This is a genomic window from Shewanella scandinavica, assembly GCF_031932065.1.
GTDB classification, from domain to species: Bacteria; Pseudomonadota; Gammaproteobacteria; order Enterobacterales; family Shewanellaceae; genus Shewanella; species Shewanella baltica.
In genome coordinates this window covers 94,486-110,114 of sequence record NZ_JAUOES010000015.1, presented here as the reverse complement: position 1 = coordinate 110,114, position 15,629 = coordinate 94,486, and the positions used below count along the sequence as shown (strand labels likewise).

Genomic DNA, 15,629 nt, shown 5'->3' with positions numbered 1-15,629 from the left:
GTTGCAACTGTGACCGTTGGCGGCATGGATGCCGTCGTCGAGCCCTCAGGGACGAGTTTATGGCGAGTCACAGGGGAAACAATGACAATTCATGCTGCAAACTGACAACAAAGTTATCTTGCTTTGGGGCAATAGCTTTTTCGCAGAACGGCAGCGAGAGGGTTGGTTAGGATTGGCATTGTTGCACCTGTGGCCTTCTAAAACAGGATGTTTTAGTTGAGCCCTCAGGGACGCTTTTTGTTAAACAAAGAGGTGGTGAGTCACAGGGAAAACAATGATAATGAATGATGCACAACTGACGATACCATTATCTTGCTTTGGGGAACCCAAATTGCAGGCATAAAAAAACCGCTGGGTAGCGGTTTTTATATTTTGCAATCTTAACGGGTTTTAATCGAAACCGATTATAGACCCGCGTCAGCGCGCAGTGCTTCAGCTTTGTCCGTTGCTTCCCAAGGGAATTCGTTACGACCAAAGTGGCCATAAGCGGCAGTCGCTTGATAAATTGGACGTGCTAAATTTAGCATGGCCGTTAAACCGTATGGACGCAGTTCGAAGTGTTGACGTACTAACTTGATCAGCAAATCTTCAGACACTTTACCCGTACCGAAGGTCTCGATGCTGATAGAAGTCGGCTCTGCCACACCAATAGCGTAAGACACTTGGATTTCACAGCGATCAGCAAGACCTGCTGCAACGATGTTTTTTGCCACATAACGGGCAGCGTAAGCCGCGCTACGGTCCACTTTTGATGGATCTTTACCAGAGAATGCGCCACCACCATGACGGGCCATGCCGCCATAGGTATCAACGATGATCTTACGACCGGTTAAGCCGCAATCGCCTACTGGACCACCGATAACAAAACGGCCAGTTGGGTTGATAAAGAACTTAGTGTCTTTGTTTAGCCATTGAGCCGGTAATACTGGCTTGATGATGGTTTCCATCACGCCTTCAATTAAGTCGGCTTGTGAAACGTCATCTCTGTGCTGAGTCGACAATACTACAGCATCGATACCGACAATTTTGCCATCATCATAGGCAAACGTGACTTGGCTTTTCGCATCTGGGCGTAACCAAGGTAGCGTGCCATTTTTACGCACTTCAGACTGACGCTTCACTAATGCGTGGGCATAAGTGATAGGCGCTGGCATTAGCACGTCGGTTTCGTTGTTGGCATAGCCAAACATTAGCCCTTGGTCGCCAGCACCTTGCTCAGCAGGGTCGGCGCGGTCTACACCTTGATTGATATCAGGTGATTGCTTACCAATGGCGTTTAATACCGCGCACGAGTCTGCATCAAAACCCATATCTGAGTGGGTATAACCAATTTCACGCACGGTTTTACGGGTGATTTCTTCGATATCAACCCAAGCAGAAGTCGTGACTTCGCCACCGACTAATACCATGCCAGTTTTGACATAAGTTTCACACGCCACGCGTGCTTTTGGATCTTGAGCCAGAATTGCATCTAGCACAGCATCAGAAATCTGATCTGCAATCTTATCGGGATGACCTTCTGAGACCGACTCAGAAGTAAACAAGTGCTTTGCCATAGTAGGAAAATCTCGTCGTTAGCATTCAAACGTGTAGAAGCATCTACATCTAGACGGCTATTTTAGTTTAAATCCGATTGCCGATCACCCCCAGTGAGAAAAAATCCTCTCAGATTGTGACCTGAAAACGACTATGTTCAGTCTTGAAGTGGTTATTTTTCTTATATTTCATAGCATTAAGTTTACTCGATTTTTGAGAAATTTATTTCTCCATTACAAGTGATCCTTGTGATGCCCACTCAAGTAAACGCCAGTAAAGTGACTAGCTTGTTTCTGCGAGTTTACGATTCGGCCATCTTTTGCTGAGTGAATGATAATTTTAGTTTGCGTCACACTGGCATGTAGGGGAAAATATGCATCCAAATTGCCCGCTAGACCCCACAAACAAGCAGGAGAGAGCATGTCTTCCCGTAAAGTACTCGCAAACGCAATCCGTGCGTTAAGTATGGATGCAGTTCAAAAAGCAAATTCAGGCCATCCCGGCGCCCCAATGGGTATGGCAGATATTGCTGAAGTGCTGTGGAATGATTTCCTTAAGCACAACCCGACCAATCCTAAATGGGTTGATAGAGACCGTTTCGTCCTTTCTAACGGTCACGGTTCAATGCTGATCTACTCTTTACTTCACCTGACAGGTTATGAATTACCAATTGAAGAGCTGAAACAGTTCCGTCAATTGCATTCAAAAACCCCGGGTCACCCAGAATACGGTTACACCCCAGGTGTTGAAACCACAACGGGTCCACTCGGCGCGGGCATCAGCAATGCTGTCGGTATGGCGATTGCTGAAAAAACCTTAGCGGCACAGTTTAACCGTGATGGTCACGATATCGTTGATCACTACACTTACTGCTTCGTCGGCGACGGCTGTTTGATGGAAGGTATTTCCCACGAAGCCTGTTCATTAGCCGGTACTTTAGGTCTAGGCAAACTGGTCGCATTTTGGGATGACAACGGTATTTCTATCGATGGCCATGTTGAAGGCTGGTTCACCGATGATACGCCAAAGCGTTTTGAAGCTTACGGCTGGCATGTGATTGCCGGTGTTGACGGTCATGATAGCGCGGCAATCCGTGCTGCTATCGAAGCGGCTAAAGCGGTGACCGATAAACCAACCATGATTTGCTGCAAAACCATTATCGGTTTTGGTTCACCCAACAAATCTGGCAGCCACGATTGCCACGGCGCGCCATTAGGCGATGCGGAAATCGCCGCAGCCCGTGAATTCCTTGGCTGGCCATATGCACCATTTGAAATCCCTGCTGACGTTTATGCGGGTTGGGATGCCAAAGAAGCTGGTGCTGCCCGTGAAGCGGCATGGAACGAGAAGTTTGCGGCTTATAGCGCAGCTCACCCAGAACTGGCTGCTGAATACGAGCGCCGTGTACTGAAAGGTGAATTACCTGCTGATTTTGAAGAAAAAGCGCAGGCATTCGTGCAAGCATCACAGGACAAAGCCGAAGGTATTGCGAGCCGTAAAGCCTCACAAAATGCCATCGGTGCTTTCGGTGCTATGTTACCTGAACTGTTAGGCGGCTCTGCTGACTTAGCGGGTTCTAACCTGACACTGTGGTCAGGTTCTAAAGGCATTCAAGACGATCCTGCCGGTAACTACATTTACTACGGCGTGCGTGAATTCGGCATGAGCGGCATTATGAACGGTGCTTCGTTACATGGTGGTTTCATCAACTACGGCGCAACTTTCATGATGTTCATGGAATACGCCCGTAACGCAGTTCGTATGTCGGCGCTGATGGGCATTCAAAACATCTTCGTTTATACCCATGACTCTATCGGTCAAGGTGAAGATGGTCCAACGCATCAGCCAGTTGAGCAATTAGCTAACTTGCGTATGACGCCAAATATGGCCGTATGGCGCCCATGTGATGCGGCAGAAACGGCGGTTTCTTGGAAAGCTGCGATTCAACGTCGCAATGCGCCAACGTCACTGATTTTCAGCCGTCAAAACCTCAAAGCCCAAGCGCGTACCGCTGAGCAATTAGCCAACGTGGCTAAAGGTGCTTATGTACTGCAAGACTGTGCGGGTACACCAGAACTGATCCTGATCGCAACCGGTAGCGAAGTACAATTGGCGATGGATTCTGCGGCTGCATTAACTGAGCAAGGTAAACAAGTTCGCGTAGTCTCTATGCCATCGACAACTGAGTTCGATAAGCAAGATGCAGCGTATAAAGAATCGGTATTACCACGTGCTGTGACTAAACGTGTGGCTATCGAAGCTGCGCATACCGACTTCTGGTACAAGTACGTCGGTTTTGAAGGCACTGTTGTTGGCATGACCACTTTTGGTGAGTCAGCGCCGGGTAACGTGTTATTGAATCACTTCGGTTTCACCGTTGAAAATGTGCTGAATGCTGCAAAATCATTGGGCTAATCGCTCAAGGGATTAGATTCAATACAAAAGGTTAAACTTTTTAAGTGTTAATCTGTATAATGCGGCCTGCAATCTTTTGCAGGCCGTTTTTGTATTTAGAGGAAATTGAGACCTCAATGATCCGAGTCGCTATCAATGGTTATGGCCGTATCGGCCGCTCTATTCTTCGTGCTTTGTACGAGTCTGGAAAACGGCAGCAAATGCAGATTGTCGCGATTAATGAATTAGCTAAACCTGAAGCCATTATTCATCTGACCCAGTACGACACCACCCACGGTCGGTTTGCGCACAAAGTGAAACTCGTCGATGATCACATGCTGATTGGCGACGATGCGATAAAAATTCTCCACGAGCCCGATCCCACAAAACTCCCTTGGCATGAGATGGACATAGACATTGTCTATGAGGCCACAGGTGTATTACTCGATCGTCAAAGCTGCGAAGCCCATATTCATGCCGGCGCTAAACAAGTGCTGATAAGCCATCCATCCTCAGCCGATGTCGATGGCACGATTGTCTATGGTGTGAATCACGATTTACTCCGCGCCGAACACACAGTCGTTTCCAACGCTTCTTGTACAACTAACTGTATCGTACCTGTGATCGACGTACTCGATCGCCACTTCGGCGTTAAAAGCGGTGCCATTACCACTATCCATTCGGCGATGAACGATCAGCAAGTGATTGATGCTTATCATGATGACTTACGTCGTACCCGCGCCGCCGGCCAATCGATTATTCCAGTAGACACTAAGCTTGCCCGCGGTATTGAGCGAATTTTGCCGCACATGAAAGATAAGTTTGAAGCGATTTCGGTGCGCGTGCCCACCATCAACGTGACGGCGATCGATTTGTCTGTGACGCTTGAGAAAACCGTCGATATTGCCACTGTAAACCAGGTGCTGGAATCGGCCGCCAATGGGCGATTTAACGGCATTTTGGGTTATACTGATGAGCCCTTGGTTTCATGTGATTTCAACCATGATCCGCGCTCCAGTATTGTTGACGGTACCCAGACCCGTGTCAGCGCCGGTCAACTGGTGAAGCTGCTGTTGTGGTGCGATAACGAGTGGGGTTTTGCCAATCGTATGTTAGATACGAGTTTGGCGATGATCGCAGCCAAGCGAGGCTGATAAAAAGTAGATTATTCACCGGTGGGTCACTCAGTTATATGCCAATTCGACGGGATGTCGAGCGCCTAGCGGCAGTAAACTGATACCGGCCATGTGTGAAACCAGTTTGTTTTTTGATTATAAAAGGAAGCGTTACTATGGCAATTATCAATATGTCAGATTTGGATCTACAAGGTAAGCGCGTGCTTATTCGTGAAGATCTCAATGTGCCTGTTAGCAACGGCGTCGTCACCAGTGATGCACGTCTGCGCGCCTCTCTACCAACTATTGAGTTGGCCCTTGCTAAAGGCGCCGCTGTGATGGTGATGTCGCACTTAGGTCGTCCGACCGAAGGTGAATACAATCCCGAATATTCTATGCAACCTGTGGTTGACTACTTGGCTAAAGCCTTGTCGTGTCCTGTGCGTTTAGCGACGGATTATTTAGACGGCGTCGACGTTGCCGTCGGTGAAGTGGTTGTGTTCGAAAACGTGCGTTTTAACGTAGGCGAAGGCAAGAACAACGAAGCGCTGTCGCAAAAAATGGCTGCACTGTGTGATGTCTATGTTATGGACGCCTTTGGTACTGCACATCGCGCCCAAGCATCGACTCACGGCGTTGGCATGTTTGCCCCCATCGCTTGTGCCGGTCCATTACTGGCGCAAGAATTAGATGCCTTAGGCAAAGCGTTAGATAATCCTGCGCGTCCTATGGTGGCGATTGTCGGTGGCTCTAAAGTATCAACTAAGCTTACCGTGCTAGAAAGCCTTTCAGGTATCGTTGACCAGTTAGTGGTTGGTGGCGGTATTGCCAATACTTTCATCGCGGCGGCGGGTTACAATGTCGGTAAATCACTATATGAAGCGGATTTGATCGACGAAGCTAAACGTTTAGTGGCCAATGCTAAGAGCCGTGGCGCCGATATTCCTGTGCCGACTGATGTAGTCGTGGCTGGCGAGTTTAGCCCAACGGCTGCGGCAACCTTAAAATCAGTTAGCGAAGTCGCTGATGGCGAAATGATTTTTGATATTGGTCCAGATAGCGCTGAAGCTCTAGCTAAAATCATCGAATCTGCTGGCACTATCGTGTGGAACGGCCCTGTGGGCGTATTCGAATTCGACCAATTCGGTGAAGGTACTAAACGTATCGCCCAAGCGATTGCCGATTCAAAAGCCTTCTCTATCGCCGGCGGTGGTGACACTTTGGCTGCGGTTGATAAGTACGGTATTGCCGATAAAGTGTCTTACATTTCGACTGGCGGCGGCGCTTTCCTCGAGTTCCTCGAAGGTAAAGAGTTACCGGCTGTGGCTATGTTAGAAAAGCGCGGCGCTTAATCATCAAGTTTTAAAATACGCGGCGCATAAGACGCCGCGATAGGCTCTGATAACATCAAAGCTTGATAATAAATAAAAGAATTATAAAAAAACCGCCCGTGTTTATTTTAGATATTTATTTCAGGTACTTATTTTAGGTGCTTGTTTAAGGTATCTAGCTGAATACGGGTATAAAAATCCATCCAAACGATAGTGACCTCGGTGACCAAGCGTTGCAGAATGTGACAGTCACCCTATTATTGGAGTTAAAAAATGGCGTTAATTTCCCTACGACAACTACTCGACCACGCGGCAGAACATGGATACGGTGTGCCTGCGTTCAACGTTAACAACTTAGAGCAGATGCGTGCCATCATGCAGGCCGCTGAAGCAACAGACAGTCCTGTTATTGTGCAAGCTTCTGCTGGCGCGCGTAAATACGCTCGCCCACAGTTCTTAAAATATTTGATGGCAGCGGCTCTTGAGCAGTACCCAGATATTCCTGTGTGTATTCACCAAGACCACGGTACCGATCCTGATATCTGTCAGCGTTCTATCCAATTAGGCATGTCATCAGTGATGATGGATGGCTCTTTGATGGCTGACGGCAAAACACCAGCATCTTATGACTACAACGTCGATGTTACCCGCCGTACAGTGGCATTTGCCCATGCGTGTGGCGTGTCAGTTGAAGGCGAAATCGGCTGTTTAGGCAGTTTAGAAACTGGCCAAGCAGGCGAAGAAGACGGTGTTGGCGCGGCAGGTATTTTAAGCCACGATCAAATGCTGACTACCCCTGATGAAGCGGCGCGTTTTGTTGCCGATACCCATGTCGATGCACTTGCCATCGCAATCGGTACTAGCCACGGTGCTTATAAGTTCAGCCGTAAACCTACGGGCGATGTACTGCGTATTGACCGCATCAAAGAAATCCATGCGCGTATTCCTAACACACACTTAGTGATGCACGGTTCATCTTCTGTGCCACAAGAATGGTTACAGATCATCAACCAATACGGTGGTCAGATCCCAGAAACCTACGGCGTGCCATTAGAGGAAATCGTAGAGGGTATCAAGCACGGTGTGCGTAAGGTGAATATTGATACTGACTTACGTTTAGCATCAACAGGTGCGGTACGTAAGTTCTTAGCAGAACACCCAAGTGAATTTGACCCACGTAAATTCTTGAAAGCGTCAATGGAAGCCATGGCAGACATCTGTACTGTTCGCTACGAAGCTTTCGGTTGTGCTGGTCAAGCATCTAAGATTAAGCCATTGTCTTTACAAGCAATGTATAAAGCGTATCAGTCTGGCGCGTTAGATCCTAAGATCAACATGTAAGCGTTATCGCTAGGACAAAAACCCGCTAATGCGGGTTTTTTTATGCTTAAAATAGATGCAATTTTCATTTTTTAATCGTCAATGCTAATATTGCGCAGATTTTCAGGGGAAAAAACTAACCCATATTAATATGTGCTTATCCAGCTTCGCTGGAAGAACAGATATTTATAGGGATTGGATTTAACGGAACAGGAACGGATAAACATGAAAAAAGTACTGACCGCAGCGATATTAATGACTGCACCTTTTATGGCGACTGCAGGGGCCGATTTTGTAAAAGGCGACAAAACGTTCGCTGGTGAAGCAGAGTTAGGTGCCACCTTAACTACAGGTAACACTGAAACTTCCTCATTTAAGGGACGTTTAAATCTTAAGCATGAGCTAGGCGATTGGGAAAATCAGTACTTACTAGAAGGTTTATACAAAGAAGATACCGGTTCTGTCACCGCGAAACGCTATTTAGCGGGTGCACAGGGTAACTACAAGATGACAGATAGTAGCTACCTGTTTGCGAATGCCAGTTATGAAGTCGACCCGTTTACTGGTTATGACTATACCCTATCTGGCGCAGCGGGTTATGGTCATAGACTGTATGACACCAGCAAGACCTTTTTAGATGTCGAAGTGGGTCCGGGTTATATCTATCAACGTCTGGATACTGAGCAAGCGCTTATCGAAGGTTATGACACCAACGACAGCGTTGTTGCCCACGGCGTGATTAACTTTGAAACTGAAATCACTGAAACTTCTAAATTCCAACAGCGTTTCGTTGCCGATTACGGTGACAAGTTAGATGCCCGTTCTGAAACTTCATTAACGGCAAATATTATTGGCGCATTGGCGATGAAGTTTGCCATTATTGTGCGTTACAACAGCGAGCCGCTGGATGATAAGAAAAGCACAGATACCGAAACCAATATGACCTTGTTGTATGCTTTCTAATGCTGTGACACTGATTTAAAACAAAAAAGCACCTTCGAGGTGCTTTTTTATTGGCTGTTTTTGGACTAAGTTGAATATACGTTAAGCTTTTCTTTATTAGTAACATCTGTAGTTATACAAAAATTAATGTTTTAAATGCCTTTGGTTATAGGGTAATGCATAGAAAGTTGCGTTTTATCAACATTTGCTATGCCGAAGCTATGGTAATTTTCGACTAATTTCCTACGTAGAGATGAACTTTAATGAAATTACAGCGGTTGTTTAAAGGCAGTGGAATGGCGTTGTGGAGTCTATTCTGCGTTGCAATATTGAGCGGATTCTCACCTGCAGCATGGGCTATGACAGAAGGGGCAGATCGGCTTAATTTAACCGCCGCGAGCGTGGGTTATGTCGCTGTCTGTGTGTTTGTGCTGGCTTACGTATTGGTGATGGCTGAGGAGACATTACATTTACGCAAGTCGAAACCTGTGCTCGTTGCGGCAGGGATCATCTGGGGCATGATAGGTTTTGTCTATATGCAAAACGGCATGTCCGAAGTGTCGGAAGCGGCATTCAAGCAAAACTTGCTCGAATACGCCGAGCTACTGCTCTTCTTGCTGGTGGCGATGACGTATATCAATGCCATGGAAGAACGTAATCTGTTCGATGCGATCCGTGGCTGGCTGGTGGGCCGTGGTTTTAGCCTGCGAACCGTGTTTTGGTTAACGGGATTTATGGCGTTTTTCATCTCGCCCGTGGCCGATAACTTAACCACAGCTTTACTTATGTGCGCTGTGGTGATGAAGGTTGGGGCAGGGCAACGCAAGTTTATTACCCTTGCCTGTATCAACATTGTCGTAGCCGCCAACGCGGGTGGCGCGTTTAGCCCCTTTGGTGACATCACGACCTTAATGGTATGGCAAAAGGGCCTAGTGCACTTTGGCGATTTCTTTAATCTGTTCATTCCCGCCCTCGTTAACTTTGCCTTACCCGCCGCCATTATGAGTGTGTTCATCCCGCATTTTGTGCCCGAGCCTGAAAAAGAGCATGTGTACACTAAGCCCGGTGCTAAACGTATTGTAGGGCTGTTTTTACTTACCATTGCTACGGCAGTGTGTGCCCATTCCTTCTTAGGTATGCCGCCAGTACTGGGCATGATGACGGGATTAGGCTTCCTGCAATTCTTTGGTTTTTACCTGCGCAAAACCTTCAATCGTTCCGTTGCCCGCGAACGTGAAAAGGCGGAATTAAGACAAGACAAATTACGCCTGCAGCAACTTGGCAGTGTGGTGCCATTTGATGTGTTCAGCCGCATTTCCCGCGCCGAGTGGGATACTTTGTTGTTCTTTTATGGCGTGGTGTTATGCGTCGGCGGCCTAGGTTTTATGGGATATTTGAGCTTAGTGTCTGAGGCCATGTACTCGCACTGGGATGTCACCTATGCCAACGTTGCCGTGGGTTTACTCTCGTCAGTGATTGATAATATTCCTGTGATGTTTGCGGTATTGACCATGAATCCCGATATGGCATTGGGACAGTGGTTATTAGTTACCCTGACAGCGGGTGTGGGCGGCAGTTTGCTCTCGATTGGCAGTGCGGCAGGAGTTGCCCTGATGGGGCAAGCGCGCGGCATTTACACCTTTGGGGCACATCTGCGGTGGACGCCTGTGATAGCTTTAGGTTATGTGGCGAGCATTTTAGTGCACATGTGGTTAAACGCCGCGATGTTCTAACACTGCGTTAGCTTGATTGTCGTTTATCGAGACATGCCGTTTATCGAGACAGGCTTGCGGCTTGTCTCACGAAAATTAACTATTTGCTGGCTTGGGTTAGCAAGATCACATTAATCATTGGTTGGCTTGCATAGACTTAACTCCGTGTTTTTATGGAGTTGAGTTAATGTGTATGCAATTGGGAGACTGCAGGTTTGATCGAGAACGAGGCATGCTGATTGAGTTGTCTCGCGATGAATCTTGGCATCTTTCTCGGGCCGAGTTACAAGTGCTCACGTTATTGCTTGAACACCAAGGTCAGTTAGTTTCAAAGCACATGCTAAAAACGGGAGATGGACAAGGTCCGCCATTAACCGATGCCTCTGTGTCCCGCGCTATATCCACGCTCCGCTCCTTTCTAGGCCCTCAGCACGAGGGCTTGATCGAAACCGTTAAAGGCCAAGGTTATTTATTGCGGCCATCAAACGGCAGCGAATATCGAGGCGTCAATTACCTCAGACTACACACTGTGCCTTTGTGGAGTGCCTTAGTGTTATTTGGGGTGATGTTGGCGTTTTCGGTGTTTTATCTGAAACACACAGATCACAGCAAGCCGACCCAAGCTTTGATGACGTCGATACTGTCGTTAGCCTCGGGTCAGCAAGTGCGCTTGAACTTATATGCCGACTCCAGTGCGAGTAACACCTTACTGTTCGAAATGGGCGAGCGCTTAAGCGCGGGCCTCATTGCCTGTGGCAAGAGCGATTGGGCGGATGTTTATGCGTCTTTATCCCATGACAAACAAGTGCTTAATATGACGTTTCGCGGTGAAAAACTCGACCAGTCAGTGCTCCGCAATATTAGCATCAGCGATTTTTCTCGCCCCAAAGCATTCATCGACTCTGCCTGGCTGCGCGAGGTGGATATCTGTGGCTAAATGGCTCAAGTGGACCATCAATATTGTTATTTTGTCGGCCTTGATTGCGGCTTGCGGGGTGATTTATAAACAGTCGGCAACGAGCCGGACCATGATGTTGAGTTGCAGTTCAGAACTGTTTGATCGCCACTTGAGTGTGAATCCAAGTGTCAGCGCCAGTGTTGGTATTGCCAGCAGTGACAATAAATTTTACCTGCTTGTGGACGTATTGATTGCCGCCGACAAAGCGCAAATCAACTACCGTTACTTTAATTTTGATGGCACCAGTGCGGGCCATATTTCGATGCGTGGCAAGGTCGACAGCATTGAGGCCAATAGCATGACTTACAGGGTTGCAGTGGAGACGAAAACTGAATCGGAAATGGAAAAGCAAAAAAATTGGCCAGAACACATGAAATATCTATCTAACATCAGTAGTTTACCGTTTCGCGATTCTGGGGTGAATAATTTCAGTATTGAAGTGTTAGATATGGATGACACTAAGGATTATGCCGTAGTGTTATTCCAACCCAGCAATACGATTTGTGGATGCCGAATCGTAAATAGTCGAATTTAATCAGTGAATTTGAGTTTATTTCAGTTAAGATTAGTGCTCATTGATTTATGTCTACTGCGATGAGTCTCTGTGAGGGCTCATGAAAAGGGTGTTGTGTCTAAGATACGTGTAAAGCAAGAAGAATCCCTGTCGATTAAGTTCAGCCATCAGATGGAAAAGGGCGATAATCGTCAGCTTGATCTCTATTTCTTTTTACCAAAGGAAATGGGCATAGGCTCGCACACGCTCAATGAAGAAGAGTACTACTACAGCGCGATTGTCGGTCGTCGTTCTTACTATTCAGAAGGCTTACACTTACCTTTGGTACAGGGCCGCTTTGCCAGTTTAAATCGCCGCACCGTTGAAGAATTCAGATTGTACTTGAATCTGTTCGCCTATCAGTTTGCCGTTGCAGTCGAAAACGACGTTAAAGAACTCAATCAAATCACAGATGTAACCCATTTTTATTTTGCCCTCGACGAATTACGCGAACAAGTTGGCCAGTTGCTGAAAAAGTTTCGCCGTAACGAACCGGGCGATCCTAAATGGAAATCCTACTTCGAAAATGCCGACAACTACCTATCTTGGTTCTGCGAGCAGCAGTTACTAAAAGTGCTCGCCCATGCTACAAGAACCAGTGATTTCAACGATATCCAAGAACGGGTACTAACACTGTGTCGCAATGAGTGCGCCTATCGGGATGAGCATAACTACAACTCGGCGCAAACTAAGCAAGATCCTAACCGCATCTCAAACAAGATGTTGTTGTTACGACGTTTAATCCAACAAGGTGTGGTACTCAAAGAAGAGTTAAAGCCCTTAGGGATTGGCCTTAAAAAGTTCACGACGGGACTGGCGACGGCGTTAGTGATGTTGGTGGTGTCGGCGTTGATAATTCAAGCGCAGGGCGCCTTCAGCGGCTTTACCATTGCCTTAGTGCTGACCTTGGCGGTGATTTACGGCTTCAGGGAAATCTTTAAGGATGACGTGCGTAATGCCATGTGGCGTTTTATTCAGCGGGGCAGGCCACGCTGGAGCCGGATTTTGCGTGATACCACTAGTCAGGCGGTGATTGCTAAGCAGTTAGTATGGCTTGAGTTTATGCGCCAGCAAGATCTGCCCGATAAAGTCAGCGAAATTCTAAAGCACAGGCATAGCCAAAATAAGGTCGATGCGGAAATCCTGCACTATAAAATTGCCACTAAGGTGAATCAGAGTGAGTTCCAAGCGGGATACTCCACCATTCAAGAGCAAGTGAACTTTAGCTTAGTGCCCTTTGCCCGCTACTTAGAGCGGGGTAAGGCGAAGATTTATAAGGAAGTTGAAGGCAAAATCAGTCACGAATCCGTTGAGCGACGCTATCAAGTTAACTTGATTTTAGTGCTGCGCGATGGCCGCGAAGCCCCGCAGTATATTCGCTACAAAATCACCATGAACCGCTCGACGATTATTGAGATTACCCAGAGCCAATTGCCCGATTCGGTCAACATGCCCGAATCTACGATTGATGACGAGTAAAGGCCTGACCGATATTTTGATCGTTATTCTGTTTCGCCCGTTTTAGGGCGACTTCGGCATTATTCAGATACTGCTCAAGTGTCTGGCCTTCTTGATAACCCGCAATACCGATACTGATCCCTTCGCCTAAGCCATTGCCATTGAGCTTTTCCATCATATTGAGGGCAAAGTTGTGCGCATGGGTCGCATCTGTGTCAGGTAACATCACAATCAGTTTCCCGAGTTGCCAATGCAAAATCTGATAATTAGCCGGAATTTCAAGCAGTAATTGAACTTCGACTTCCTGCTGGCGGTTTGCCAGTTGGTCGATGTCACTCATGTGGCTCAGCAAACCTTCGGGGTTGATATCCATTAGCAGTAGGCTTGAACTCAAGCGGCTTGGCGGCGGCAGCGAGTTAAAGTAACGCTCTAAATCAACTAAGCTCAGCAGAATCGTGCTGCGATGGGGCACAAGACTGCGTTTCTCTGTGCCTCGGCCGCGTTCGGCGGCTTGCTCTAAGGTACAGACGATATAATCAATCTCACCATCGGCGGCCACATGGCCCTTCAAGGTGGCTTGTAAACAATTGGAGTGCGCCTGTTTAGGTGAGCACAGAATTTGCCCCTGCCACTGACCTTGCATGGCAATTTGAGCGCTAATTCTTTGCCATTGATTACCTAAATCGTTGGCGAGCAGCGAGGCTAAATCTTGATTTAAATCGCCATTGAGTTGCATTAGCGCATCAAATACGGGGTTGATTTTAATCAGTTTACCATTGGCATCTGTCAGCGCTGTTGCCACTGTGCTATCGCATAAAAGCTCACTGAGAAATGCTTGTTCTTTACTGCTGACTAATTCACTGATGTCTTCAAGGGTGATCAATAGATGCGGTGACCCTCGGCTCGCCCTTGGCGCTTGGCGGATATGTACCCGCAGCGTTGGGCCATTGATACTTTCTAGGCTGATTTCACCAGACCATTGACCGGTTTTATGCACTTGCTCCATCAGCTCGGCATAGGTTCTGTCATCGAGGCATAAGGTGCGTTGTAGGCTGCGGTCCGTGAGTTCATCGAGTGGCACTAAGGTCGCTTCTGCCGCCTTGGTGTTGGCGCTGATCACTCTGGCGTTTTCGTTGACCATCATAAAGCCGATATCACTGTTAAATAAGCCATTGGCGACATCGATACTGTATTGGCGTGAACGCTGTTGTAAGCGATACATGTGGCTGAGTAACACAACCCAAGCGGCGAGTACGGTTAAGATTAGCGATGCCACTATGACAATGTTTTGCCACTGGGAAAAACGTGCGGCTATGTCGGAGTTACGCACATAGGAGAGTAAAAAGTATTCTCTGCGGGTTTCTGGCTGGGCGGTAAGCTCGATCTTAAGGTAAACAAAGGTGGCTTCTTCACCGTGGAATTGACCAAAATTACTCATGGACATATCACGCCACAGAGCGGGATAACTTTGTCTTAAACTTGCCCCTAAGGTTTCTGGCATATTGCTTAACGGGGCGAGATCGCTCGCGCCAGCATAGAGTAATCCCTGGGTGTCGAGCACTAACATAGGCGATTTGTTACTCGAAAAAGCCGGCTTGATGGCTTCGAGCATTTGCACCATAGAGTTGTATGTCACCAGATAACCCATAGAACTCTGATCGGGCTTTTCGAGCCACGCCATTTGATACATATAGGGTTCTAGCATGCCTTCAATCGGAACAAACTCGAGTGGCGAGGTGTAAACCTCTTTACCGCCCATGTTACGACTCGCACCAAGTAAGGTCGGCGGTAAGGCATCTTTGCTGAAATTAGAAGGGGTAGAGAACTTATAATTGCCTTGGGGATCGTATAGCGCAATGCTGAGCAGCTCAGGAATATGCTTCACCAGATCCTGCCAGCTTTCCTGTAATTTGAGTTGTTGCTTGGTGGTCGGATTGCTTAAGTACTGCTTTAGCAGTTCACCATTGGCGAAAATTTGGGTGCGAAATTGCTGAAAAGACACTTTATCAGTGATCAGTGTGCCTATGGTTTGCAGTTCACTGTATCTCTGTGTCGCCCATTCTTCCTGTAGGCGGCGTTCACCTAAGGTAATGATTAAGTTAGTTAAAATGATCATGCCAATCACCAGCATAGAGAGCTGGCTTGCAACGGCTAATAAGCGTTGATGCGACCAATGGATCCCTTGAGTCAAAGAGAGCAGCGGCGCTAGGGGATACGTGCTTGGGTTATTCTTCAGCATGAACCGATAATGAGTGGGTGATCTGTTAATTTCGCTATGTTAACACGAAAGAATTGTTACGACAGTGCCAA

General features: G+C 47.4%; 11 protein-coding genes. 9 read left to right on the top strand and 2 right to left on the bottom strand.

Features of this window, described 5'->3' with window-relative positions:
- Positions 1–404: 404 nt before the first annotated feature.
- A complete protein-coding gene (gene metK, locus Q4Q50_RS14115; RefSeq protein WP_311889743.1) occupies positions 405–1,556 on the bottom strand; it encodes a methionine adenosyltransferase in 1,152 nt (383 codons plus the stop codon).
- 400 nt (positions 1,557–1,956) lie between these two features.
- Here metK and tkt point away from each other — a divergent pair, with 400 nt between their 5' ends.
- The 9 genes from tkt to Q4Q50_RS14070 all read left to right on the top strand — a co-directional run bounded on the left by tkt (position 1,957) and on the right by Q4Q50_RS14070 (position 13,340).
- A complete protein-coding gene (gene tkt, locus Q4Q50_RS14110; RefSeq protein WP_006080334.1) occupies positions 1,957–3,951 on the top strand; it encodes a transketolase in 1,995 nt (664 codons plus the stop codon).
- A 116-nt stretch (positions 3,952–4,067) separates the two neighbouring features.
- Complete coding sequence (gene epd / locus Q4Q50_RS14105) at positions 4,068–5,084, top strand: erythrose-4-phosphate dehydrogenase (protein WP_006084022.1); 1,017 nt, start codon at positions 4,068–4,070, stop codon at positions 5,082–5,084.
- A 137-nt stretch (positions 5,085–5,221) separates the two neighbouring features.
- The gene (locus tag Q4Q50_RS14100) at positions 5,222–6,397 is read left to right on the top strand and encodes a phosphoglycerate kinase (protein WP_006080336.1); all 1,176 of its coding nucleotides are present in this window, start codon (positions 5,222–5,224) and stop codon (positions 6,395–6,397) included.
- 252 nt (positions 6,398–6,649) lie between these two features.
- A complete protein-coding gene (gene fba, locus Q4Q50_RS14095; RefSeq protein WP_106651515.1) occupies positions 6,650–7,717 on the top strand; it encodes a class II fructose-bisphosphate aldolase in 1,068 nt (355 codons plus the stop codon).
- A gap of 204 nt (positions 7,718–7,921) precedes the next feature.
- Positions 7,922–8,659, top strand: coding sequence for a DUF481 domain-containing protein (locus Q4Q50_RS14090; protein ID WP_283627870.1), 738 nt, complete (start codon positions 7,922–7,924; stop codon positions 8,657–8,659).
- A 242-nt stretch (positions 8,660–8,901) separates the two neighbouring features.
- Positions 8,902–10,371: a sodium:proton antiporter NhaD gene (gene nhaD, locus Q4Q50_RS14085; protein WP_006080339.1), complete on the top strand. Its 1,470-nt coding sequence runs from the start codon at positions 8,902–8,904 to the stop codon at positions 10,369–10,371.
- A gap of 166 nt (positions 10,372–10,537) precedes the next feature.
- Positions 10,538–11,287 carry a winged helix-turn-helix domain-containing protein gene (locus Q4Q50_RS14080; RefSeq protein WP_011845923.1) on the top strand — a complete coding sequence of 250 codons (750 nt, stop codon included), beginning with the start codon at positions 10,538–10,540 and terminating at the stop codon, positions 11,285–11,287.
- A complete protein-coding gene (locus tag Q4Q50_RS14075) occupies positions 11,280–11,843 on the top strand; it encodes a hypothetical protein (RefSeq protein ID WP_311899818.1) in 564 nt (187 codons plus the stop codon). Before Q4Q50_RS14080 ends, Q4Q50_RS14075 begins: the two co-directional genes overlap by 8 nt.
- A 93-nt stretch (positions 11,844–11,936) precedes the next feature.
- The gene (locus tag Q4Q50_RS14070; RefSeq protein ID WP_012090100.1) at positions 11,937–13,340 is read left to right on the top strand and encodes a hypothetical protein; all 1,404 of its coding nucleotides are present in this window, start codon (positions 11,937–11,939) and stop codon (positions 13,338–13,340) included.
- Here the strand turns inward: Q4Q50_RS14070 and Q4Q50_RS14065 are convergent.
- On the bottom strand, positions 13,321–15,558 hold the full coding sequence (locus Q4Q50_RS14065) for a PAS domain-containing protein (RefSeq protein WP_311899817.1): 2,238 nt from the start codon (positions 15,556–15,558) through the stop codon (positions 13,321–13,323). The two genes, Q4Q50_RS14070 and Q4Q50_RS14065, sit on opposite strands and share 20 nt — an antisense overlap.
- Positions 15,559–15,629: the final 71 nt, after the last annotated feature.

What these genes read in the sequence shown, in the direction of transcription:
- metK (WP_311889743.1), bottom strand. Translation starts at nt 1,556, where the DNA reads ATGGCAAAGCACTTGTTTACTTCTGAGTCGGTCTCAGAAGGTCATCCC.
- tkt (WP_006080334.1), top strand. Translation starts at nt 1,957, where the DNA reads ATGTCTTCCCGTAAAGTACTCGCAAACGCAATCCGTGCGTTAAGTATG.
- epd (WP_006084022.1), top strand. Translation starts at nt 4,068, where the DNA reads ATGATCCGAGTCGCTATCAATGGTTATGGCCGTATCGGCCGCTCTATT.
- Q4Q50_RS14100 (WP_006080336.1), top strand. Translation starts at nt 5,222, where the DNA reads ATGGCAATTATCAATATGTCAGATTTGGATCTACAAGGTAAGCGCGTG.
- fba (WP_106651515.1), top strand. Translation starts at nt 6,650, where the DNA reads ATGGCGTTAATTTCCCTACGACAACTACTCGACCACGCGGCAGAACAT.
- Q4Q50_RS14090 (WP_283627870.1), top strand. Translation starts at nt 7,922, where the DNA reads ATGAAAAAAGTACTGACCGCAGCGATATTAATGACTGCACCTTTTATG.
- nhaD (WP_006080339.1), top strand. Translation starts at nt 8,902, where the DNA reads ATGAAATTACAGCGGTTGTTTAAAGGCAGTGGAATGGCGTTGTGGAGT.
- Q4Q50_RS14080 (WP_011845923.1), top strand. Translation starts at nt 10,538, where the DNA reads ATGTGTATGCAATTGGGAGACTGCAGGTTTGATCGAGAACGAGGCATG.
- Q4Q50_RS14065 (WP_311899817.1), bottom strand. Translation starts at nt 15,558, where the DNA reads ATGCTGAAGAATAACCCAAGCACGTATCCCCTAGCGCCGCTGCTCTCT.